A 22,729-nucleotide genomic window follows, 5' to 3' on the forward strand; every position below is an offset into this window, starting at 1 on the left:
GCCCGGGCAGTCGCCCTCACCGCCGCTACTGGTTGTGCTGGTGGTCTTCCGGGAAGTCGCCCGTGACCAGGAACGTGACGCGCTTGGCGATCGACACGCCGTGGTCGCCGAATCGCTCGTAGTAGCGGCCCACCAGGGTGATGTCGACGGCCTCCTGGACCGTGCCGTCCCAGTCCTCGCCGAGCAGGGCGCCGAAGGTCTCCTGGTGCAGCTCGTCCAGCAGGTCGTCGTCCTGCTCGATCGCCTGCGCCACCTCGAGGTCGCGCGTCTCGAGGAGGCGCGTCGTCCGCTCGGCCACGCGCACCGCGGCCTCGTCCATCCTGGTGAAGATATCGGCGGCGGCCGGCGCGATCGCCTGCGCCGGGTACCGGCCCCGCGCCACCTGTGCGACGTGCCGGGCCAGGTCACCCATGCGCTCCAGCGACGAGCTCATGCGCAGCGCACTGACGATGACGCGCAGGTCCGTCGCCACCGGCGCCTGCTGGGCGAGCAGGTGGACGCAGCGTTCGTCGAGGGACGCCTCGAGCTGGTCGATGGTCTTGTCCGAGGCGATCACCTCCTGCGCGAGCTGCAGGTCCGCTTCTCTCAGCGCCTTGCCGGCCTTGCCGATCGCTGACTCGACGAGTCGGCTCATCTCGGCGAGGTCGTCGCCGACCTGTCGCAGCTCGGCCTCGAAGATCTGTCGCATCGCTTTCCTTCCACAGGAGTGCGCCGTGCATCGCGGGCTGACCGCGTTGGCGCGACGCCGGCCGGCTCCTCCGGCGCGACGCCAAGCGTCGCACTCGAACGTAAACCCTCAGGTTAACGGCTTCCCGTCGCAGGATGAACTCCTGGTGACGTCAATCGGGCCAGTCGGCTCCCTGGTCGGGTATACGGAGTGCCACTGCCTACTCTGGGTGGGTGGACGGATTCATCCAGGGGGTCTCGGTGCTGGGCGCGGGCATCGTCGGCGTGATCGTCGGCGTCGTCGCCACGCTCGCGTTCCGTATCTCCGACCGGCGTCAGCGCTCCGGGCCGGAAGCGCCGGTCGCCGAGCTCGACGACGGCCTCGTCCGTGTGCTCTCCGTCCTGCGTTCCGCCGCGGTGGTGGTCGACGACGAGGACGAGGTGATCCGCGCGTCGCCCCCCGCCTACGCGCTCAACGTGGTGCGGAACGACGCCATCGCCCACGCCGCGATCCGGGACATGGTGGCCCAGGTGCGCCGGGACGGAATGATCCGCGAGCAGGAACTCGAGCTGCCGCGCGGCCCGGTGGGCAGCGGCACCGTGCTGCTCCAGGTCCGCGTCGCGCCGCTGGGCAACCGGGTGCTCGTGCTCGCCGAGGACCGCACCGAGGCCGCGCGCGTCGAGGCGATCCGCCGCGACTTCGTCGTCAACGTCTCGCACGAGCTCAAGACCCCGGTCGGCGCGCTGGCCCTGCTGGCCGAGACGGTGGCCGACGCCGCCGACGACCCGGTCGCCGTGCGCCGCTTCACCGAGCGCATGCACCGGGAGGCGCAGCGGCTGTCCGAGCTCGTGCAGGAGATCATCGAGCTGTCCCGGCTCCAGTCCCAGGGCGCCGTGCAGAAGGACACGCCGGTGTCCGTGCGCGCGGTGATCGACGAGGCCGTGGACCGGGCCAGGACCGCCGCGCAGGCCAAGAACATCGCCATCACGTCGGGCGGCGCGCTGGACAGCGTGGTCTACGGCGACCACAACCTCCTGGTCACCGCCGTGCGGAACCTGCTCGACAACGCCGTCGCCTACTCCGGGCCCGCGACCCGTGTCGGGGTGGGCGTCACGGAACGGCGCGGGCTGGTCGAGATCGCCGTCGTGGACCAGGGCGTCGGGATCGACGAGAGCAAGCAGGACCGCGTGTTCGAGCGCTTCTACCGGGTCGACCCGGCCCGTTCCCGCGACACGGGCGGCACCGGTCTCGGGCTCAGCATCGTCAAGCACGTCGCCGCCGATCACGGCGGCGACGTCACGATGTGGTCGGAGCCCGGCCGCGGGTCGACATTCACCCTGCGCATTCCCTCCGCGGGAATGAAGGCCGATGCATTGACGACCGAGCCGGGGGCGAGACCCGCGGCCGGTGACGCGAGAGCCGGGACGGACCCGGTGGCGACGAACGAGGAGGTAGGCGCGTGACGCGCATCCTGGTGGTCGAGGACGAGGAGTCGTACCGCGACCCGTTGACCTACCAGCTCGCCCGCGAGGGGTTCGAGGTGGTCGAGGCGGCGGACGGCAACGCCGCGCTCGCGGCCTACGACGCCGACGGGGCCGACCTGGTGCTGCTCGACCTGATGCTCCCCGGCCTGTCCGGCACGGAGGTGTGCCGGGAGCTGCGCGCTCGCGGCGACGTGCCGGTCATCATGCTCACCGCGAAGGACTCGGAGATCGACAAGGTGGTCGGGCTCGAGCTCGGCGCCGACGACTACGTCACCAAGCCCTACTCGTTCCGGGAGCTGCTCGCGCGGATGCGCGCGGTGCTGCGCCGCCGCCAGCCCGTCGAACCGACGGCGGACGACAGCGCGGGCGTCCTCGAGGCCGGTCCGGTCACGATGGACGTCGAGCGGCACACGGTGACCGTGAACGGCGAGACCATCTCCCTGCCGCTCAAGGAGTTCGACCTGCTCGAGCTGCTGCTGCGCAACGCGGGGCGCGTGCTGACGCGCGGGCAGCTCATCGACCGGGTCTGGGGCGCCGACTACGTGGGCGACACCAAGACGCTGGACGTGCATGTGAAGCGCATCCGCTCGAAGATCGAGCCGGACCCGGGGACCCCGCGCTACCTGCTCACGGTCCGCGGGCTGGGGTACAAGCTCGCGGACACCGAGGAGTAGGCGGGTACGCGGGAACCGGCCGGACGTGAGGCCGCGCGTGCGCCGTGACGACGGCGCCCGCGCGGCTTTCTCGTGCGCGATTGCGCGCCGGCACGTCGTCGGGCCACGGTCCGACGACGTACTGCTGCCCGCGGCGACCGGTTCGGCGCGTGGGCCAGGTCACCGCCCGTGTTCACCTTGCGTTCGCTTTTGTCTGTATTGGTGGTCACCTGGCGTCCCTAGCGTCGTGAGACATGACCCTCCCCAGAAGCCGTGCTCGTGCCGTCGCGATCGTCGCCGCCGGTGCCCTCGTCCTTCCGCTTGCCGCATGCAGCCAGATGGGTGGCAGCTACGTGGCGCCGGTGCCCGTCGAGGTGGCGGGCTCGTTCGCGGGATCCGGATCCTCCGCGCAGGAGAAGGCGATGGCGGCGTGGATCGAGGGCTTCACCGCGGAGCACCCGGAGGTCGAGATCTCGTACGACGCCATCGGTTCCGGCGGCGGCCGCGAGGAGTTCCTGGCCGGCAAGGTCGCCTTCGCCGGCTCGGACGCCGCGCTGTCGGAGGACGAGCTCGACGCCTCGGCGGAGGTGTGCGCCGGCGGGAACGGCATCGACCTGCCCGTGTACGTCAGCCCCATCTCGGTGGCCTTCAACCTCGAGGGCATCGACCGGCTCAACCTGCGGGCCGAGGTCATCGCGAGGATCTTCACGGGGCAGATCACGCGATGGGACGACGCCGCGATCGCCGCCGACAACCCCGACGCCGACCTGCCGTCCCTGGCGATCGTTCCGGTGCACCGTGCCGACGACTCCGGGACCACGGAAAACTTCACGGACTACCTGTCGCAGGTCGTGCCGGAGCAGTGGCCGCACGAGGCGGACGGCGTCTGGCCGTTGGAGGGTGGTCAGGCGGCCGACGGAACGGACGGCGTCACCGACTTCGTCCGGAAGAACCCAGGCGCCGTGACGTACGCGGACGCGTCGCGGACGGCGGAGCTGGGCAACGCCGCCATCCGGGTGGGAAACCAGTTCGTCCCCTTCACGCCCGAGGCGGCGGCCTCCGCCGTCGACGTGTCACCGCTCATCGACGGCCGCACCAAGTACGACCTCGCCTACGAGATCGACCGGAAGACGACGGAGAGCTACGCGTATCCGCTGGTGCTCGTGTCGTACGCGATCGTGTGCTCCCGGTACACCGACAAGCCCACGGGGCGGTTCGTGAAGGAGTTCCTCGCCTACGTCGCGTCGCCCGAGGGGCAGCAGCGTGCGGCGGAGGCGGCGGGCAGCGCGCCGATCTCGGAGTTCGTGCAGCGCAACGTCGAGGAGGCGGCGAAGTCGATCTACCTCGGCTGACGCCGGGGCGGCAGCCCTCGGGTCGCGAGGCGGCGCCAGGTCGAGATCGACTGGCGGACGCGATGGATGAATTGCGTAGTCGCCCATCATCCGATAAAGGTCACGGAAGGGCAACGGGAGTGTCCGACCTCACTGCGGTCTCCCGCCAGTGTTCATCTTCCGTTCACTTGAACCTGGGCGCGAGGTCATCCCGTCTCCCTAGCGTCGCGGTTGACGTCGGCGACTGCCGAGGTCCGACCCAGAACTTTTGAACAGGATGGAAAGACACGTGAAGCTCAGCCGATTCACCCGCGCTGGTTCCGCCGCCATGGTCGGCGCGCTCGCGCTGACCCTCGCCGCCTGCGGCACCGACCCGAACACCGGCGATGACAGCACCGCCGAGGCCACCGAGGGCGGCATGGAGCTCTCCGGCACGCTCAGCGGCGGCGGTGCGTCGTCGCAGGAGTCTGCCATGGAGGCCTGGCGCGCCGGCTTCCAGAGCCAGCACCCGGACGTCACCGTGAACTACGACCCGACCGGTTCCGGCACGGGCCGCGAGCAGTTCATCGCGGGCGCCTTCCCGTTCATCGGCTCGGACGCCGCGCTCGAGGACGACGAGATGACCGCCGCCGAGGAGACCTGCGGCAGCGACGTCATCGAGTACCCGGGGTACATCAGCCCGGTCGCTGTCGCGTTCAACCTCGAGGGCATCGACTCCGTGAACATGACCCCGGAGACGATCGCCTCGATCTTCAAGGGCGACATCACGACGTGGGACGACGAGGCCATTGCCGCCGACAACCCCGACGTGGAGCTGCCCGACACGGACATCACCGTCGTGCACCGCTCGGACCCCTCGGGTACCACCGAGAACTTCGTCGAGTACCTGAGCACCGTGGTCCCGGACGTCTGGGACTTCGAGGTCGAGGACGTCTGGCCGGTCGAGGGCCAGGAGTCCGCCCAGGGCACCTCCGGCGTGGTCAGCACCATCACCGCGGGTGAGGGCACCATCGGCTACGCCGACGCATCGGCGATCGGCGAGCTGGGTTCCGTGGCCGTGGGTGTGGGCGACGAGTTCGTCCCGTACAGCCCCGAGGCTGCGGCCGAGGTGGTCGCCCAGTCGCCTCGCGTCGAGGGCACCGCTGACACCGTGTGGGCCTACGACCTGGCCCGCGACATCCCGGGCACGTACCCGATCGTGCTGGTCTCCTACCACATCGCCTGCACCACGTACGAGGACGCGGAGACCGCCGAGCTCGTCAAGGGCCTGTACTCCTACATCCTGAGCGACGAGGGCCAGGAGCAGGGCACCGCGGCCGCGGGCTCCGCCCCGGTGAGCGAGGAGCTCCGCTCCGAGTTCCTGACGGCGGTCGAGACGATCTCCGCCGCCGGCTGAGCCGGGCTGAGGGTCCGAGCTGGACGCCGCTGCCGGTGATCGCCTGGCCCCATGACAGCGGGTCAGGCGGTCACCGGCACGGCCGTGCATGGACGATCATTGAGCAGTGACCACGAGTAGCGAGGAACTCGCGTGACAACGACCGACAGCCCGCAGCCCACGGCGACGCCGAAGGGGCCTGTCTCGCGGGCGACTGCACGACGCCGCAGGAGTGGCGACACCGAGCGTGGCTTCAGCAGGGTCTTCCGGTGGATCGCCACCGGGGCGGGATCCCTGATCCTGGCGACGCTCGCCGCGGTGGCACTCTTCCTGCTCCTGCGCGCATGGCCCGCGATCACGGCCTCGGACGAGGAGATCTCCAGCGCCGTCGGACGATATCCGGAGGGCACGTCCCTCCTGGAGTTCATCGGCCCCCTGATCTTCGGCACCCTGCTGGCCGCCGTTCTCGCCCTGGCGCTCGCCACGCCGGTGGCCATGGGAATCGGCCTCTTCATCTCGCACTACGCACCGCGCCGGCTGGCTCAGGTCCTGGGGTACCTGGTCGACCTGCTGGCGGCGATCCCGTCGGTCGTCTACGGCCTCTGGGGCTTCCTGGTCCTGGCGCCCGTGGTCAAGCCGATCTGGTTCTGGCTGGGTGACAACCTCGGATGGTTCCCGCTGTTCGCGGGTGACGTCTCGGCGACCGGAAAGTCCCTCGCCACGGTCTCGGTCGTTCTCGCCGTGATGATCCTGCCGATCATCACGGCGGTGTCGCGCGAGGTCTTCCTGCAGACGCCCAAGCTGCACGAGGAGGCCGCACTCGCGCTCGGCGCCACGCGCTGGGAGATGATCCGGACCGCCGTTCTCCCGTTCGGGCGATCGGGCGTGATCTCCGCGGCGATGCTCGGCCTCGGGCGGGCGCTCGGTGAGACGATGGCGGTCCTGATGATCATCAGCCCCGGGTTCCTCATCTACTCGCTGCAGATCCTGGCCGGCGCGCAGCATCAGACGATCGCGGCGTACATCGCCCTGGACTTCGCCGAGGCCACCGGTCTGGCGGTCAACGCCCTGATCGCGACCGGTCTCGCGCTGTTCCTGATCACCATGGCCGTGAACATGATCGCCCGTGCCATCGTGGCGCGCCGCAAAGAATTCTCGGGAGCCAACTGATGAGCACCGCCACGATGGAATCCACGGAGCGGACCCGCGCCCTCCTGACGTCCTCCGAGCCTCGCCGGAAGTCCGTGGACCGGCTCATGACCGTGCTGATCTGGGCGGCGTTCGTCGTCGCGATGATCCCGCTCGTGTCCCTGCTGTGGACGGTGCTGGTCAACGGCTCCGGTCGGATCAGCATCGACTTCCTGACCTACTCGATGCGTGGCATCTTCGGCGGCGATCCCTCCGGCGGGATCTACCACGCCATCATGGGCACCCTGATCATCACCGGCTGGGCGGCGCTGATCTCGATTCCGATCGGTCTCCTCACGGCGATCTATCTCGTCGAGTACGGGCGAGGCGCCCTGGCACGCTCGGTGACCTTCTTCGTCGACGTCATGACCGGTATCCCCTCGATCGTCGCGGGTCTCTTCGTGGTCGCCCTGATGACGATCTTCCTCGGCCCCGGAGCGCGGTTCGGGATCATGGGTGCGATCGCGCTGTCGGTGCTGATGATCCCCGTGGTCGTCCGCTCCTGCGAGGAGATGCTCAAGCTCGTCCCGAACGAACTGCGCGAGGCGTCGTACGCGCTCGGTGTGCCCAAGTGGCTGACGATCGTCCGCGTGGTCCTGCGCACCTCGGTGGCCGGCCTGACGACCGGGATCCTGCTGGCCGTCGCCCGCGTCATCGGTGAGACCGCGCCGTTGCTCGTCGCGGTGGGCATCACCGACTCGATCAACCTCAACGCGTTCGAAGGGCGGATGACGACTCTGCCCGTGTTCATCTACCGACAGTACAGTCAGGGCCCGGCGACGTGTCGGGAAGACCAGCTCAACTGCATCGTGGACATCTCGAACCAGAACGCGTGGGGCGCGGCGCTCGTTCTCATCGTCGTCGTCATGCTCCTCAACATCGCGGGTCGCCTCGTCAACCGGTGGTTCGCCCCGAAGCTGCGCTGACGCGCAGGACCTCACCTCGCCCGGCGCACAACGAAGGATCTTCTCCATGGCCCAGCGCATCGACGTCAAGGACGTCAACATCTACTACGGCGACTTCCTCGCGGTCGAGGGCGTCTCGATGACCATCGAGCCGCGCTCCGTGACGGCCTTCATCGGGCCGTCCGGCTGCGGCAAGTCGACCTTCATCCGCACGCTCAACCGCATGCACGAGGTCATCCCCGGCGCGTACGTGGACGGCAGCGTGGAACTCGAGGGCGTCGACCTGTACGGGCCCGACGTCGACCCGGTGGCGGTGCGCCGGAACATCGGGATGGTGTTCCAGCGGCCGAACCCGTTCCCCACCATGTCGATCCGGGACAACGTCCTGGCCGGCGTGAAGCTGAACAACCGCAGGATCTCCAAGTCCGACGCCGACGACCTGGTGGAGTCCTCCCTCCGGGGGGCGAACCTCTGGAACGAGGTGAAGGACCGCCTCGAGAAGCCCGGCTCGGGCCTGTCCGGCGGTCAGCAGCAGCGCCTGTGCATCGCCCGCACCATCGCGGTGAAGCCGCAGGTGGTCCTCATGGACGAGCCGTGCTCCGCCCTGGACCCGATCTCCACGCTGGCGATCGAGGACCTCATCCAGGAACTGAAGAAGGACTACACGATCGTCATCGTCACGCACAACATGCAGCAGGCAGCCCGCGTGAGCGACCGGACGGCGTTCTTCAACATCGCCGGCACGGGCAAGCCGGGAAAGCTCATCGAGATGGACGACACGGCCACGATCTTCAGCTCCCCGTCGGAGCAGGCCACCGAGGACTACGTCTCGGGCCGCTTCGGCTGACCTGTGTCTTCCGGAGCCGCCGGGCTCCGTCGTCCTCGGCTCGTTCCTCGCCTGCGGGCGCCGTCGCTACGCTTCCGGCGGCCCGGGACCGGTGCGGTGGGCGTGAACGTGCGGAAGGCCCCCAGGGATCCTCGATCCCTGGGGGCCTTCGGGCGCTACCTCTCGACGCCCTCCAGCGTCTCGGTCACCGGCTCCTCCGACTGCACGACGCACTGGATCGTGCGGTCCTCCTGCTCCCAGCTTTCCTCGGTCGGGTAGAACGACCAGAAGTAGAGCTCGGAGTCCGCGTACGGCAGGCCGACGAACGCCTCGAACTCGCTCTCGCAGAACGCGTCGGCCTCGTCCGTCACGTCCTTCTCGCCGGGGTACTCGCCGTTGGCCAGGTCCTTCTCGGCGTAGATCTCGCCGGTGTGCTCCTCGTCGCACGGCATGACGGGGAGATCCGTGAACGTGGCCTGGTTCTCGAGCGCGGTGACGTCGAGGCAGTCCCCGATCTCCACGGCCATCGCGTCGGCATCGGACGCCTCGGTGATCTCGCCGTTCTCGTCGCGCGGGGCTTCGTCGGAGCTCCCGTCCAGGAAGCCGTCGATCGCCGAGCAGCCGGAGAGGAGGCCGGCGACCAGGGCGGCGCCGACGACGGCGGTGGTGGCGCGGACACGGCGGGCGGCGGGGGACTTGGTGCGCAGAAGCAAACTTCGAGCCTTTCGGGGGGTCGCCCCCGCGTCGGGCGGGGAGGGGGAGCCTGGACGGATCGCCCGACAGGACCCTATCGACCAGGGAAGTCGAGGGCGAGCAAGATCACCGCGCGTGTCCGGCGCGCGGCGACGCCCGCGAGCCCGCTCACTCGTCGGTCGTCGTGCCCTCCGGCGACGCGGACGTCTCGGGGGACGGCGAGGTCTGCGGGGACGGTGAGGTCTCCGGGGACGCGGACCCCGCGGGCGCCGGGCTGGGCACGTAGGCCGCGTACTCGGCGAGTTCGCCGTTGAGGACCGGCAGGTCGAAGCTCTGGGACTCGCCGCCCGCCTCGAGGACCGTCGGCACGCTGGATCCCGGCATGGCGGTGACGACGTCGAGCAGGACCGTCTCGCCGGACTCGCCGCCCAGGTAGAGGGTGTCCCCCGCGCCGACGTCGAACACGAGCGGCGTGGCTCCCTCGGGCGCGAGGGTGAACGTCGCGTCCGTCCGCGTGCCGTTCGTGAGCGCGCCGAGCAGGGTGCCGGGCGCCCCTTCCTCCGCGGACACCACCATGAGGTTGAGCCCGCGCAGGTCGGTGAACTCCTCGCCGTCCTGCGCACCCACGGACACCATGACGCCGTCGGACGGCGAGTAGTCGAGCGCGGTGGTGGTGGGGGCGCATGCCGACAGGAGGGCGGCACCCGCCGCGGTGACGGCCGCGACCGCGACGGTGCGGGCGCGTCGGTGGGCGGTGGTGCGACGGGACACGGTCTACTCCCTGGAGGTCAGGCGGTGGATCAGCCAACATCCTAGTGGTCCGCGGCCGCCGCGGTGCCGCGGGGGACGTCGCCGGCGCGAGGAGATCAGTGGTGTGTGTCACCGGCTCCCGGACGACGACGGCGGGCTCGGCGCCACTGATGGAGAGAAATGGGCGGCGGCCATTCTGTGCGCATCAAAAATTAGGTCAAGAGTGGGTGATCGGATCGATACGAAGGATCTGGTCCGACAGGGCAAAGGTGTGCTGCAGTCCTGAAAATTCGCCCGCTGACCTGCGCAGACGTCAACGTCAGCGCGGCTTCCGAACCCGGTCAGGTCAAGAAAACCGGGGGCCGCAACGTGGTAACCTTGTGTCCTGGAAAGGGGACATCTGCAGATGACGTTCACAGTAGGCGAGACTGTTGTCTACCCGCACCACGGCGCGGCGCTGATCGAGGAGGTCAAGACCCGCAAGATCCGGGGCGAGGAGAAGATGTACCTCAAGCTCAAGGTCGCCCAGGGCGATCTGACGATCGAGGTCCCGGCGGAGAACGTCGACCTCGTCGGGGTGCGCGATGTCGTCGGCCAGGAGGGCCTCGAGCGAGTCTTCGAGGTGCTGCGCGCGCCGTACACGGAGGAACCCACCAACTGGTCGCGGCGGTACAAGGCGAACCTCGAGAAGCTGGCGTCCGGTGACGTGATCAAGGTCGCCGAGGTCGTGCGGGACCTTTCCCGTCGCGATGCCGATCGGGGCCTCTCCGCGGGAGAGAAGCGCATGCTCGCCAAGGCCCGTCAGATCCTGATCTCCGAGCTCGCGCTGGCGGAGAAGACCGAGGAGGAGAAGGCCGAGGCCATCCTCGACGAGGTTCTCGCCGGCTGATCAGCCTCGACCCCGCACGCGGGGTCCCGACATGACCACGCTCGCGATCCTCACCGCCGCCGGATCCGGCGCACGTCTCGGGCGTGACTTGCCCAAGGCACTCGTCGACCTCGGCGGCTTCCCTCTCGTGCTGCACGCCGCACGCCGGCTCGTCGGCTCCGGCGTCGTCGACGCCCTTGTCGTCACGGCACCCGACGGCCTGCGGGACGTCGTCGCCGATCTCCTCATCACCGATGCCCACGTGACCGTTCCGGTCACGGTGGTCGACGGCGGCCCGACGCGTCAGGCGTCGGTCGCCGCCGGCCTCGCCGTGGCCGACGCGAGCCACGACGTCGTCCTCGTGCACGACGCGGCCCGCCCCCTCGTTCCCGCGGACCTGGTCCGGCGGGTAGACGCCGCCGTCCGGGCCGGCCACGACGCCGTCGTCCCCGGCCTTCCCGTCACCGACACGGTCAAGCAGGTGGTCCCCGGAGACGACGTCGAACTCGTGGTCGGCACCCCGGATCGCGCGTGGCTGCGGGCGGTGCAGACGCCCCAGGGCTTCACGCGGGAACTGCTGGAACGTGCGCACAAGGCCGGGCGGGAGCGGTCGGGCTCGGAGGCCGCCGCCGCGACGGATGACGCAGGGCTCGTCGAGGCGCTCGGCGAGCCGGTGCACATCGTGCGGGGCGACGCGGCAGCAGCCAAGATCACGACGGAGCGCGACCTGCGCATGGCAGCCCTTGAGCTGGAGGACTGAGTGGGAGAATCAGGCGTGAACGTCGAACTCGCTCCTCCGTGCCCCGTGCCGCGCATCGGTATCGGAACGGACGTGCACGCCTTCGCCCCGGAGGACGCCGGCCGGGAGATGTGGCTCGGCGGCCTGCACTGGCCCGGCGAGCGGGGCCTCGCCGGCCACTCCGACGCGGACGTCGCGGCGCACGCCGCCGCCGACGCGCTCTTCGCGGCGGCCGGAATCGGCGATCTCGGGACGAACTTCGGGACCGCCGAGCCGGAATGGTCGGGAACGTCCGGGACGAATCTGCTGGCCGAGGCTGCTAGGCGAGTTCGTGCCGCAGGGTTCACCATAGGGAATGTGTCTGTTCAGGTGATCGGGAACCGTCCCAAGATCGGTCCGCGGCGTGCGGAGGCGTCGGCCGTGCTCGGTGCCGCCGCGGGTGCTCCGGTGAGTCTCTCCGCGACCACGACCGACGGCCTCGGGCTCACCGGCCGTGGTGAGGGCGTCGCGGCGATCGCCACGGCGCTGGTGTTCACCGCGCAGCCCACACCATCTGCGCCGGACGCGGCGATGCCGGACGGGGAGACCTCATGACCGAAGCGCGTGCCAGCAGGCGCAAGACGCTCGAGGAGCGTCGCCAGGAGATCGTCGAGGCCGGGCTGCGCGTGGCGCTCCGTGAGGGTGTGGAAGCGGTCTCGGTGCGTGCCGTTGCGCAGGAGGCCGAGATCTCACTCGGTACCGTGCACTACTGCTTCGAGGACAAGGCCGAGATGCTGCGCGCGATGGGGCGCGCGATCGCCCTGACCGCCTCGGAGCCCGCCCTCGCCGCGCTCGACCAGAGTCACGACCCGGAGGCGCTGGTCGCGGCGTCCGCGCAGTCGATGCTTGACGGGCTCAAGCAGAACCAGCACATGCGCCTCCTGACCTTCGAGTTCGCGCTGGCCGGTGTCCGCTCTCGCGTGCTGCGCGAAGTAGCGCAGGCCCACCTGGACCAGAGCTATCGGTTCACCAAGGAGTACTTGAACAAGCTCGCCGACCGTGGCGGCGCCCGGTTCTCGGTGGACGTGGACTTCCTGGCGCGTTTCGCCGCGCAGCAGATCGACGGGATCGAGATCGGGTGGCTCGTCGACCGGGACGATGAGGCGGCCCGGAAGGCCTACGACGAGCTGGGGCGACTGGTGCTCCGCTACCTGGTGCCCGCGTTCGACCGGAAGTGAGCGCCCGCCGGGAGCACCCGACGGGCCCGCGACGAGGCGGAGAGCGCCCGCGAACTCGGCCGTGCCCCTGTTCGTGGCGCCGGAGCCATGGGATAGTGCCCCCGTGTCCGACGTCGTTCACCGTACCCCCACATCTCAGCCGCTGACCTGGAGCAACTGGGCCCGCACCGCGACGTGCAGCCCTGCCGGCCGGGCCCAGCCCAGGTCCGAGGCGGAGCTCGCCGAGGTGGTCGCCCGCGCGGCCGCGGACGGGCGCTCCGTCCGCGCCGTCGGCGGCGGCCACTCGTTCACACCCGCGGCGACGACGTCGGGCGTGCTCCTGAACCTCGACCACGTCAGCGTCCTCGAACGCGTGGAGCCCGTCCCCGAGACCGGGAGCACACTGGTCACCGTGGGCGCCGGCGTCCGGCTGCACCGGCTCAACCGCATGCTCGCCGAGCACGGCCTCGCGATGCGCAACCTCGGCGACATCGACCGGCAGTCCATCGCGGGTGCGATCTCCACGGGCACGCACGGCACCGGCGCCACGTTCGGCGGGCTCGCCACGCAGGTGCGCGGCCTGCGCGTGATCGGCGTGGACGGCACGGTGCACGACGTCGGCCCCGGGGACCCGCTCTTCGAGGCCTCGCGCCTCGGTCTGGGCACCACGGGCGTGCTCAGCGCCGTGACGCTGGAGGTGGTGCCGGCGTACGACCTGCGCGCCGAGGAGCGGCCCGTGCCACTGGCCGAGGCGCTGGAGTCGCTGGACGGACCCGACGGCGTCGTCGCGACGAGCGACCACTTCGAGCTCTACTTCTTCCCCGTCACGGGACGGGCCCTCACCCTGCGGAACACTCGCGTCGAGCCCGCGACCATCGGCCGGGTCGCCCGGGCCGGGCGGGCCGCGCGCTCCTTCCTGGACGAGGAACTGCTGTCGAACGGCGCGTTCGAGATGGTCAACCGGGTCGCCACGGCATTCGGCGGGCTGACGCCGCGGCTCAACGCCGTCTCGGCCCGCGCGCTGTCGGCGCGGACCTACCAGGCGCCGTCGTACCAGGTGTTCTGCACCCGGCGGCGGGTACGGTTCCGCGAGATGGAGTACGCGATCCCGCGGGAGAGCGTGCGGGACGTCATCACCGAGGTGGACGACTGGCTGCGCACGTCCGGGGAGAACGTGCCGTTCCCCATCGAGGTGCGGTTCGCCGCGCCCGACGACGTCTGGCTCTCCACGGCCCACGGTCGCGAGACCGCCTACGTCGCCGTCCACCAGTACTGGCGGCTGCCGTACTCCCGGTACTTCGAGGCCGCCGAGCGGATCTTCGTGACCGCGGGCGGACGGCCGCACTGGGGCAAGATGCACTCGCGCGACTCCGACGACCTCGCCCCGCTCTATCCCCGGTTCGACGACGCCGCGCGGGTGCGCCTCGAGCACGACCCGGAGGGCGTGTTCCACAACCGCTACACCCGGAAGGTGCTGGGCTGATGAGTTCCCTGACGGCGCGCCTGGGCGCGGCGACCGCGCACCTGCCCGCCCCCGTCGCCGTCGTCGACCTCGATCGGTTCGACGCCAACGCCCGCGACCTGCTGTCCCGCGCCGACGGCGTGCCGGTGCGGCTGGCCAGCAAGTCCGTCCGGGTACGGGCCCTCGTCGAGCGGGCACTCGGGGCGGGCTTCTCCGGCGTCATGGCCTACTCGCCGCGCGAGGCCCGGTGGCTCGCGTCCCAGGGGCTCGACGACGTACTCGTGGGCTACCCGAGCGTCGACCGGGCCGCGCTCGCGGAGCTCGCCGCGGACCCCGCGGCCCGGCGCGCGGTGACCCTGATGATCGACTCGCCGCTGCACCTGGACCTGATCGCGGACGCCGTCGAGCGGGCGAGGGCGGCCGCCGGGGAGCAGATCCCCTCCTTGCAGGTCTGCCTCGACGTCGACGCGAGCCTCCGGCTCGCCTTCGCCCATCTCGGCGTCCGGCGCTCGCCGCTGCGAACGCCCGACGACGTCGGACGGCTCGCCTCCCGGGTCGCCCGCACCCGGGGCGTGCGCCTCCGCGGCCTGATGTTCTACGAGGCACAGGTCGCCGGACTGCCCGACTCGAGCCCGGCCGTCCGCCTGGTGAAGCGGCTCTCGGTGCGTGACCTCGACCGTCGTCGGCCCGAGCTCCTGGCGGCCGCGCGGGACGCCGTCGGGCACGACCTCGACCTCGTCAACTCCGGGGGAACGGGGTCGCTGGAGACCTCCGCGGCCGGCCCCGGCGTCACCGAGGCGACCGCCGGCTCGGGGCTGTACACGCCCGGGCTGTTCGACGCGTACCGGGCGTTCCGCCCGCGGCCCGCCGCGTTCTTCGGGCTCGACGTCGTGCGGGAACCCGCGCCCGGTTGGGTCACCGCGTTCTCCGGCGGCTACATCGCCTCCGGACCGGCCGCGAACTCCCGGCTCCCGCGCGTCGTGACCTCCGGCTGGCAGCTCACCGGATCGGAGGGCGCCGGCGAGGTGCAGACGCCGCTGCGGGCGCGTCGCCGCGGACGCCCGGGACCCGAGGCGCTGCGCACCGGGGACCGTGCCTGGTTCCGCCACGCCAAGGCCGGCGAGCTCATGGAGCGGTTCGACGAGGTGCACCTGGTCCGGGGCGGCGAGATCGTCGAGACGGTTCCCACCTACCGCGGCGAGGGCAGGAACTTCGGCTGAATGCCACGGTCGCACATGGAACCCGATACCTCGCGCGCTGGTCGGGTTGCGCGCCCCTTACGACCAGCACAGCAATAGCTGTGTGAGGGGAGACGGTCCCTCACCGTTCCGCGGAGCGCCGTCGTGGAGACCTGACTACTTTCCTGGCGAAGTGACGAAGCTCATCGCTAACACCTGCCAATCTCCTGACCTCGTGCTCGCAGCGGCGCCTGAGGGTACACGGCCGACCACGTTGGGGTTCTCGCAGCGGATGCTTCCCGCTAGGCCAACCGAACCCTGCCGACCAGTGGATCACCATGGATCTCTCGCCCGGTGGTCCCGCGCGCCAACGCAACGGCGGTGGTACCCAACCAGAAGCACCGTTGCCGACGCGCACCACGACGCGTCGGCAACGGCACTGCGCGCGCGACAGCGCAGGCGTGATCACACCCGGATCACCCACCCGCCGACTCGCCGGAGCTGCTCTCCTCCGAGCCGGATCCGCTGTCCTCGGCCCCTTGATCGGCTTCGGTCCCGTCGTCGGCCTGGTCGCCCGTGTCAGCACCGGTGACCGCCGTCATCAGCGAGCCCGGGGTCTGCCAGTCCTCGAACCGCTCGCCGTCGAGCATCACCGTAGGCGTCCCAAAGTTGCCTTGCGCGTTGGCTAGCTCGTCGGCCGCCCCCGCTTTGTCCGATGCCGCCGTCACCCAGTCGCCGAAGGTGCTGGTGGCCTCACCGTCCGCGATCCCCTGCGCGACGTCGGCCGGGACGCCTGCCTGTTCGGCGAAGTCGGCGAGCTGCTGGTCGCTCAGGCCAGGCGAGTTCTCGGCGGGCTGGTTCGCGAACAGGAGGTCGTGGTACTCCATGAACGCCTCGGGGGCCTGGTCGGCCACCCACGCGACCGCCGACGCCGCGCGCGTGGAGTACTCCGTGCCCTGGGAGTACCGGTCCAGGATCGCCACCGGGTGCACCACGAGGGCGACCTCGCCGCCCTCTCGCATCTCGGCGATGTCCGCGCCGTTCAGCGCCTCGAACTGGCCGCAGATCGGGCACATGAAGTCGACGTAGACGTCGAGCTGCGGAGCTCCGTCGACGAGCGTTCCCGCCGCACCGTCCTCGCCGACCGGGATGCCCGTCTCGTCGACGACGCCGTTCGGGACGTTGTCCGCCCGCTCCATCGGCGTCTTCTGGGACTCCGCGAAAATCAGCCAGATCGCGATGCCCAGGCCGGCGATGAGCAGCCCGAGCACGCCGAGGGTCACGATCCGGTACATCCGCTCGCGCCCCTGCGCCTTCTTCTGCATCGCGAGAGCCTCGGCGCGGGCGGCCTCACGCCGCTGTGCCTTGGTCATGTTCGACATCGAGTCCTTCTCCTCGGTGCGCGGCCCCCCGGCCAGCGTTTTCCCGGCGCCACGGTGGTGGCGTCGCACGGCGTTTGGTCGCCGTGGCACCACAGCCTATCCACAGCGCCCTGGGAGCGGCCTGGGCATCGCATCACTATTCCGTGACGGTCGCCGAGCGGCGCCGATTCTTCCGTACGACGACGGTCAGGGGCCGGCCGCGTACGGCGGAACGCGTTCGCAGGGCGGACCGGAGACGGCGGCAGGACGGCGATCGCGGCCACCGCCCGGCCCACGTCTCGCGCGCCCCACTCACCGCACGTCGGGCCGCTCGGCGAGCGGCCACCAGTCGACGACCAGCGGATCGGCCACGATCGCCGCCGCACCGAGCCCGACCACCGCGAGCGAGAGCACGACGAGGAGCCCCGCGCCGACCCAGCCGGGCGCCACCGTGGACAGGAGCGCCCTGCTGCCCTCGCGGGTGAGCTGCGCCACGGGTCCCCACCAGGTGAGCAGCATCGTGACGAGCATGGCCACGGCCAGCACCCAGGTGTCGACGATCGGATCGTTCGTGCCACCGACCGCGCGCGACGCGAGGTCCTCCAGCGGCAGCACGATCACCCGCCCCGGCGCGAACAGCCAGAACCCGCCCAGGGCCACGATGGCCCCGACCGCGCTCCCGATCAGCAACGCGGGCAGCACGCCGAAGACGGAACGCACCAGGTACCAGGGCATCAGCAGCACGGCGCGGCCCTTCCCGCCCGTCACCGTCCCGTGCCGCATCCGCCAGTTCCACATCTCGTTCGCCGCGGCGCCCGACGCGCGGCACAGCACGCAGAGCACCACGAACGCCGCGAGCGCCCATCCGGGCCGGGTCGCGGCGAGCGCGACGAGGGCTCCGCCGACGGCGGTGACGGTGCCCGTCCGCGCGGGGTACCGCCCCATCCGGCCGGCCACGGGCACGGGTATCGGCCCTGGCTGCACGGCTGCCGGCGGCGCGACCCCGTGTCCACCTGGATGTCCACCGGGGCCTCCGGCCCCCGGCGAGGCCCCGTGCACAGCCCCGACCGGATGACTGCGGACGGACCGTCCGTGGCCGGAGGGGCCGGCGCCGAGCCCGCCGGCGCCGCCTCCGCCGTTCGCCCGCATCGGGGCGGTGTCCTGGCCCGCCGCGGCGGGCTCGACCACCGCGGTGACGGGTTCCAGCTTCGGCGTGATCGGTTCCACGACCGTCGTCGGCCCTTCCATCACCTGGGTCCGCCGGTCGCCGATGTCGTCGGCCGGGACCTCGGGGTCCGCGGCCCGCGCCGCCGCGACGAACGCCTCCGACGCCGCCCGCAGCGATCGCGCCACCTCCGTGGGCCCCCATCGTTCGGCCGGCGTGGGACGCAGGGCCGCCGCGAGGGCCCGGGAGGTGCGTGGTTCCAGCCCGGTCAGGTCGGCGTCGCCCTCCCGGGAGCGCCGCAGCACGAGTTCGAGCGGCCGGACGCCGAACGGCGAGCGACCGGTCGCCGCGAAGGCGAGGACGGCGGCCCAGCTCCACCAGTCGGTGTTGGGCACGGGTTCGCCGCCGTCGAGCAGTTCGGGTGCGAGGTAGCCCGGTGTGCCCATGACGAAACCGGTGCGGGTGGCCCGCGCGTCGCCGGGCGCGTGCGCGAGGCCGAAGTCGATGAGCACGGGCCCGGTGGGGGAGATGAGGACGTTGGACGGGGTGAGGTCGCGGTGGACGACGCCGGCCGCGTGCACGGCCTCCAGGGCGTCGGCGAGCTGATCGGCGAGCTCGTAGAGGTCGCGGGGGTCGAGCGGGCCGCGGGCGTCGACCTCTTCCTCGAGGGTGGGGCCCTCGACGAGCTCGGTGACGATGAAGGCGTCGGTGGCGTCGAGCTCGACGTCGAGCACGGTGGCCACCGCCGGATGCTTCAGCCGTTGGAGCGCCCGGGCCTCGCGGCGGAGCCGTTCGCGCGCCCCGGCCTCGTCGCGTCCGGGGGTCAGCAGCTTGAGCGCGACGGCGTTGCCGCCGTCGTCCGTCGCGCTGTAGACGGTGCCCATCGCGCCGCTGCCGATCCGTCCGGTCACCGTGTACCCGCCCACGACGGAGCCGGCGGCGCGGTCACGGACGGAGACGGTGCCCGTGTCCGTCCGCTGTTCGGCGCCCTCGACGGCCCCTTCTGCTCCCATGGTTCAAACGCTAGCGGGCGAATCTGGCCATCGCGCGGCAACTCACCCGTCTTCGCGCGTCTGACCTGCAGCGGAGCTTCGGTTTCGCCCGAAATGAGGTGATGGACATAACTGCGCGACCTTCCCCGGCGTCGCTACCCTGAACGAGGCAAGTTCGAGTCAACGCAGTCAATATGGATTGAGGTGCAGATCGTTGCCAGGCAAAGACGGATACGACCTCGTCGTGGTGGCCAACCGCCTCCCCGTCGATTTCTCGGTGAGCCCCACCGGGGATCTGACCTGGCAGCGTTCTCCGGGTGGCCTCGTCACGGCCCTGGAACCGGTGATGCGCGAGGCGGACGGAGCCTGGGTCGGCTGGTCGGGCGCGCCGGACCTCGCCCACGAGCCGTTCGACGCCGACGGCGTGCGCCTCGTGCCGGTCACGCTGAGCGCGGACGAGATCGAGCGCTACTACGAGGGCTTCTCCAACGACACGTTGTGGCCGCTCTACCACGACGTCATCGCACCACCGACGTACCACCGGCAGTGGTGGGACGCGTATCGGCGGGTCAACCAGCGGTTCGCCGACGCCGCCGCGGAACAGGCCGCACAGGACGCGACCGTCTGGGTGCACGACTACCAGCTGCAGCTCGTCCCGCGCATGCTCCGGGACCTGCGGCCGGACCTGCGCATCGGCTTCTTCGACCACATCCCGTTCCCGCCCGTGGAGCTGTTCGGGCAGCTGCCGTGGCGACGCCAGATCGTGGACGGGCTGCTCGGGGCCGATGTCATCGGCTTCCAGCGCAACGGCGACGCCGCGAACTTCGTACGGGCGGTGCGCCGGCTCACCGACTACGCGACCCGGGGCCCGGTCATCACCATGCCCGACGCCGAGGGCCGTCCCGGCCGGCACGTCCGCGCGCAGGCGTTCCCCATCTCCATCGACTCGCGCCGCTTCGACGAGCTGGCCCGGACGCCGGAGGTGCAGAACCGCGCCAAGGAGATCCGTGCCGACCTCGGTAATCCGGAGACGGTGTACCTGGGCGTCGACCGCCTGGACTACACGAAGGGCATCCGCCACCGCATCAAGTCCTACGGCGAGCTCCTCGAGGACGGCCGGCTGGACGTGACCCGCGCGACGCTCGTTCAGGTGGCCAGCCCGAGCCGGGAGAACGTCGGCGCCTATCAGGACCTGCGTGAGCACGTGGAGATCCTGGTCGGTCGCATCAACGGGGAGTTCGGCGAGCTCGGCCACTCCGCGATCCACTACCTGCACCACTCCTACCCGCCCGAGGAGATGGCCGCGCTCTATCTCGCCGCGGACGTCATGCTCGTGACCGCGCTGCGCGACGGGATGAACCTCGTGGCCAAGGAGTACGTCGCCGCGCGCAGCGACGAGCGGGGCGTGCTCGTGCTGTCCGAGTTCACGGGCGCGGCCGACGAGCTGTCCCCCGGGCCGCTGCTGGTCAACCCGCACGACATCGACGGGATGAAGGACATCATCGTCGCGGCCGCGGCCATGGACCCGAAGGAACAGCGCCGCAGGATGCGCCGGCTGCGCCGCAAGATCATGACCGACGACGTCGCCAAGTGGTCGGAGTCCTTCCTCTCGGTGCTCTACGCGGTGCAGCCGCCGGTCTCGGCCGAGCCGCGCAACATGGAGCCGACGGGGACCCTCGCCGACTCGGTCCGGGCCTTCACCGCCCAGCCGGCCGCCCGCCGTCGTCGGAGGAACGCGAAGCCTCCCGTCGCCTGGCTCGTCGCCTCCGACTTCGACGGCACCCTCTCCCAGCTCGTCGACGACCCGAAGGCGAGCAGGATGACACCGGCCGCCCGCGCGGCCGCCGACCGGATCGCCGGGCTGGCCGACGACATGCCCGTGCGGTTCGCGCTCGTCTCCGGGCGCGACCTGGAGGATCTGGCGGAGGTGACCGAGGCGCCACCCGGCACGTTCCTCGTCGGCTCGCACGGCGCCGAGACGGGGCGCGTCACGGACGACGGCATCCAGTCGGTGCCGCTGCAGCTCTCCCCCGCCCAGCACACCCAGCTCGACACGCTGATCGCCGGGTTCGAGGCGGCCGCCGCGGACCGTGAGGGCGTGTGGGTGCAGACCAAGCCGGGGGCCGCCGTCATCCACACACGACTGGCCGGGCCCGACGACGCCGCCGCCGTGACGGTGGCGGCCGACGAGGTCGCCGCGAACCTCGGGCTGCAGCCCATGCACGGCAAGGACGTCGTCGAGGTGTCCGTGGTCTCGACCTCGAAGGGCGAGGCCCTGCGGCAGCTGCGCGACGTCGTCGCCGACGAGACCGGGGCGCAGACCGTACGGATCTTCTACTCCGGTGACGACACCACGGACGAACACGCCTTCGCCGCGCTGGAGTCCGGCGACCTGGCCGTCAAGGTGGGCATGGGTGACACCCTGGCCCAGCACCGCGTGCCGGACGCCGACACGCTCGCCGTCGTCCTCGAACGGATCGCCGACGAGCTGACCCGGTGATGAGCCACGCCGGTGTGACGTGACCCCGTCATGACCGCCGTCGTGCACCATCACCTGGTCTCTTGACCAGTGGATAGTGGTTCCGCTCCCGGACGGGGTACTATCACGCTGCAATCTGTGTCACCGCCGACACGCAAGTGGAAGCAACGACACCCGACACAACGGATCGTCCGGCACGTACCTGCCGGTGGAGGGAAGTCTCACCATGGCTACGGTCACCTTCGACAAGGCGACGCGCGTCTACCCGGGCACGGAGCGCCCGGCCGTCGACCAGCTCGACCTGCACATCGAGGACGGCGAGTTCCTCGTTCTCGTGGGCCCCTCGGGCTGCGGTAAGTCCACGTCGCTGCGCATGCTCGCCGGCCTCGAGGACGTCAACGGCGGTGCCATCCTCATCGGTGACCGTGACGTCACCGACGTGCAGCCCAAGGACCGCGACATCGCGATGGTCTTCCAGAACTACGCGCTGTACCCGCACATGTCCGTCGCGGACAACATGGGCTTCGCGCTCAAGATCGCCGGCACCCCGAAGGCGGAGATCCGCCAGCGGGTCGAGGAGGCGGCGAAGATCCTCGACCTCACCGAGTACCTCGACCGGAAGCCGAAGGCGCTGTCCGGTGGTCAGCGCCAGCGCGTCGCCATGGGCCGCGCCATCGTGCGCCAGCCGCAGGTGTTCCTCATGGACGAGCCGCTGTCGAACCTGGACGCCAAGCTCCGCGTGCAGACCCGTACGCAGATCGCGTCGCTCCAGCGCCGCCTGGGCGTCACCACGGTCTACGTCACGCACGACCAGACCGAGGCCCTCACCATGGGTGACCGCATCGCCGTGCTGTCGGCGGGCGTCCTCCAGCAGGTCGGCACGCCGCGCGAGATGTACGACAAGCCGGCCAACGTGTTCGTCGCGGGCTTCATCGGCTCGCCGGCCATGAACATCGGCACCTTCGACGTCACCGACGGCAGGGCCCAGGTGGGCGGTGCGTCGCTCGCGCTGGAGCGCGCGGTCGCGGACGGCATCACGGCGGCCGACGGCGGCCGGGTCACCCTGGGCTTCCGCCCGGAGTCGCTCGAGGTGGTCTCCGCGGGCAGCGAGGGCGCCTTCGACGTCGACGTCACGCTGGTCGAGGAGCTCGGCTCCGACGCGTTCGTCTACGGCTCGCTGAAGAACGGCGGCGACCTGCACGCCGGCGACAGCAACCAGGTGATCGTGCGCATCGACCCGCGCGACGTGCCGGACAAGGGCGACACGATCTCCGTCACGATCAGGCCGGAGCAGACCCACGCGTTCTCCGCCTCGACGGGCGAGCGCCTGGGCTGATCCCTTCTCCGAACACGACGCCGAGGCAGTAGGTCCCGGGCGGGGCCTACTGCCTCGGCGCGTCTCTTGCCGGGAGTCCTC

20 protein-coding genes are annotated in these 22,729 nt (G+C 70.9%); 15 read left to right on the forward strand and 5 right to left on the reverse strand.

Annotation, left to right across the window (positions count from 1 at the left end; all coding sequences use genetic code 11):
- Positions 1–25: 25 nt before the first annotated feature.
- Positions 26–688 (reverse strand): phosphate signaling complex protein PhoU, encoded by a 663-nt coding sequence (phoU, locus tag IIE03_RS05545; protein WP_192861740.1) that lies wholly within the window; start codon positions 686–688, stop codon positions 26–28.
- A 212-nt stretch (positions 689–900) separates the two neighbouring features.
- On the opposite strand from phoU, the gene IIE03_RS05550 reads away from it, so the two are divergent.
- The 7 genes from IIE03_RS05550 (at position 901) to pstB (ending at position 8,450) form a co-directional block, all read left to right on the forward strand.
- On the forward strand, positions 901–2,130 hold the full coding sequence (locus IIE03_RS05550; RefSeq protein WP_192861741.1) for a sensor histidine kinase: 1,230 nt from the start codon (positions 901–903) through the stop codon (positions 2,128–2,130).
- Positions 2,127–2,825, forward strand: a complete 699-nt coding sequence (locus IIE03_RS05555; RefSeq protein ID WP_192861742.1) for a response regulator — start codon at positions 2,127–2,129, stop codon at positions 2,823–2,825. Before IIE03_RS05550 ends, IIE03_RS05555 begins: the two co-directional genes overlap by 4 nt.
- A gap of 233 nt (positions 2,826–3,058) precedes the next feature.
- Positions 3,059–4,156 (forward strand): phosphate ABC transporter substrate-binding protein PstS, encoded by a 1,098-nt coding sequence (gene pstS / locus IIE03_RS05560; RefSeq protein ID WP_192861743.1) that lies wholly within the window; start codon positions 3,059–3,061, stop codon positions 4,154–4,156.
- A gap of 268 nt (positions 4,157–4,424) precedes the next feature.
- On the forward strand, positions 4,425–5,531 hold the full coding sequence (locus IIE03_RS05565; RefSeq protein ID WP_318842819.1) for a phosphate ABC transporter substrate-binding protein PstS: 1,107 nt from the start codon (positions 4,425–4,427) through the stop codon (positions 5,529–5,531).
- 132 nt (positions 5,532–5,663) lie between these two features.
- Entirely contained in the window at positions 5,664–6,680 is a 1,017-nt protein-coding gene (gene pstC / locus IIE03_RS05570; protein WP_192861745.1) for a phosphate ABC transporter permease subunit PstC, read from the forward strand.
- The gene (gene pstA / locus IIE03_RS05575) at positions 6,680–7,624 is read left to right on the forward strand and encodes a phosphate ABC transporter permease PstA (RefSeq protein WP_192861746.1); all 945 of its coding nucleotides are present in this window, start codon (positions 6,680–6,682) and stop codon (positions 7,622–7,624) included. The genes pstC and pstA overlap by 1 nt, the downstream gene beginning before the upstream one ends.
- Positions 7,625–7,670: 46 nt before the next feature.
- Positions 7,671–8,450 (forward strand): phosphate ABC transporter ATP-binding protein PstB, encoded by a 780-nt coding sequence (gene pstB, locus IIE03_RS05580; protein ID WP_192861747.1) that lies wholly within the window; start codon positions 7,671–7,673, stop codon positions 8,448–8,450.
- A 155-nt stretch (positions 8,451–8,605) separates the two neighbouring features.
- Here pstB and IIE03_RS05585 read toward each other — a convergent pair whose 3' ends face one another.
- On the reverse strand, positions 8,606–9,142 hold the full coding sequence (locus IIE03_RS05585) for a septum formation family protein (protein ID WP_192861748.1): 537 nt from the start codon (positions 9,140–9,142) through the stop codon (positions 8,606–8,608).
- Positions 9,143–9,290: 148 nt separating this feature from the next.
- Positions 9,291–9,893, reverse strand: coding sequence for a hypothetical protein (locus tag IIE03_RS05590; RefSeq protein WP_192861749.1), 603 nt, complete (start codon positions 9,891–9,893; stop codon positions 9,291–9,293).
- Positions 9,894–10,278: 385 nt separating this feature from the next.
- On the opposite strand from IIE03_RS05590, the gene IIE03_RS05595 reads away from it, so the two are divergent.
- The 6 genes from IIE03_RS05595 (at position 10,279) to IIE03_RS05620 (ending at position 15,357) form a co-directional block, all read left to right on the forward strand.
- On the forward strand, positions 10,279–10,761 hold the full coding sequence (locus tag IIE03_RS05595) for a CarD family transcriptional regulator (RefSeq protein WP_192861750.1): 483 nt from the start codon (positions 10,279–10,281) through the stop codon (positions 10,759–10,761).
- Positions 10,762–10,792: 31 nt separating this feature from the next.
- Positions 10,793–11,500, forward strand: a complete 708-nt coding sequence (gene ispD / locus IIE03_RS05600; protein ID WP_192861751.1) for a 2-C-methyl-D-erythritol 4-phosphate cytidylyltransferase — start codon at positions 10,793–10,795, stop codon at positions 11,498–11,500.
- Positions 11,501–11,515: 15 nt separating this feature from the next.
- Complete coding sequence (ispF, locus tag IIE03_RS05605; RefSeq protein WP_192861752.1) at positions 11,516–12,073, forward strand: 2-C-methyl-D-erythritol 2,4-cyclodiphosphate synthase; 558 nt, start codon at positions 11,516–11,518, stop codon at positions 12,071–12,073.
- Positions 12,070–12,696, forward strand: a complete 627-nt coding sequence (locus IIE03_RS05610) for a TetR/AcrR family transcriptional regulator (RefSeq protein WP_192861753.1) — start codon at positions 12,070–12,072, stop codon at positions 12,694–12,696. The genes ispF and IIE03_RS05610 overlap by 4 nt, the downstream gene beginning before the upstream one ends.
- A gap of 142 nt (positions 12,697–12,838) precedes the next feature.
- Positions 12,839–14,158 carry a D-arabinono-1,4-lactone oxidase gene (locus IIE03_RS05615; RefSeq protein ID WP_225997327.1) on the forward strand — a complete coding sequence of 440 codons (1,320 nt, stop codon included), beginning with the start codon at positions 12,839–12,841 and terminating at the stop codon, positions 14,156–14,158.
- Positions 14,158–15,357, forward strand: coding sequence for an alanine racemase (locus IIE03_RS05620; RefSeq protein ID WP_192861755.1), 1,200 nt, complete (start codon positions 14,158–14,160; stop codon positions 15,355–15,357). The genes IIE03_RS05615 and IIE03_RS05620 overlap by 1 nt, the downstream gene beginning before the upstream one ends.
- Positions 15,358–15,791: 434 nt before the next feature.
- On the opposite strand, the gene IIE03_RS05625 is transcribed toward IIE03_RS05620, so the two are convergent.
- Both IIE03_RS05625 and IIE03_RS05630 read right to left on the reverse strand, forming a co-directional pair.
- Complete coding sequence (locus tag IIE03_RS05625; RefSeq protein ID WP_192861756.1) at positions 15,792–16,697, reverse strand: DsbA family protein; 906 nt, start codon at positions 16,695–16,697, stop codon at positions 15,792–15,794.
- A gap of 291 nt (positions 16,698–16,988) precedes the next feature.
- Positions 16,989–18,854 carry a serine/threonine-protein kinase gene (locus tag IIE03_RS05630; RefSeq protein ID WP_192861757.1) on the reverse strand — a complete coding sequence of 622 codons (1,866 nt, stop codon included), beginning with the start codon at positions 18,852–18,854 and terminating at the stop codon, positions 16,989–16,991.
- 178 nt (positions 18,855–19,032) lie between these two features.
- Here IIE03_RS05630 and IIE03_RS05635 point away from each other — a divergent pair, with 178 nt between their 5' ends.
- The gene (locus IIE03_RS05635) at positions 19,033–21,333 is read left to right on the forward strand and encodes a bifunctional alpha,alpha-trehalose-phosphate synthase (UDP-forming)/trehalose-phosphatase (RefSeq protein ID WP_192861758.1); all 2,301 of its coding nucleotides are present in this window, start codon (positions 19,033–19,035) and stop codon (positions 21,331–21,333) included.
- 205 nt (positions 21,334–21,538) lie between these two features.
- Positions 21,539–22,648 carry an ABC transporter ATP-binding protein gene (locus tag IIE03_RS05640; protein ID WP_192861759.1) on the forward strand — a complete coding sequence of 370 codons (1,110 nt, stop codon included), beginning with the start codon at positions 21,539–21,541 and terminating at the stop codon, positions 22,646–22,648.
- Positions 22,649–22,729 lie beyond the last annotated feature (81 nt).

This window comes from Myceligenerans pegani (genome assembly GCF_014892515.1).
Lineage (GTDB): Bacteria > Actinomycetota > Actinomycetes > Actinomycetales > Cellulomonadaceae > Myceligenerans > Myceligenerans pegani.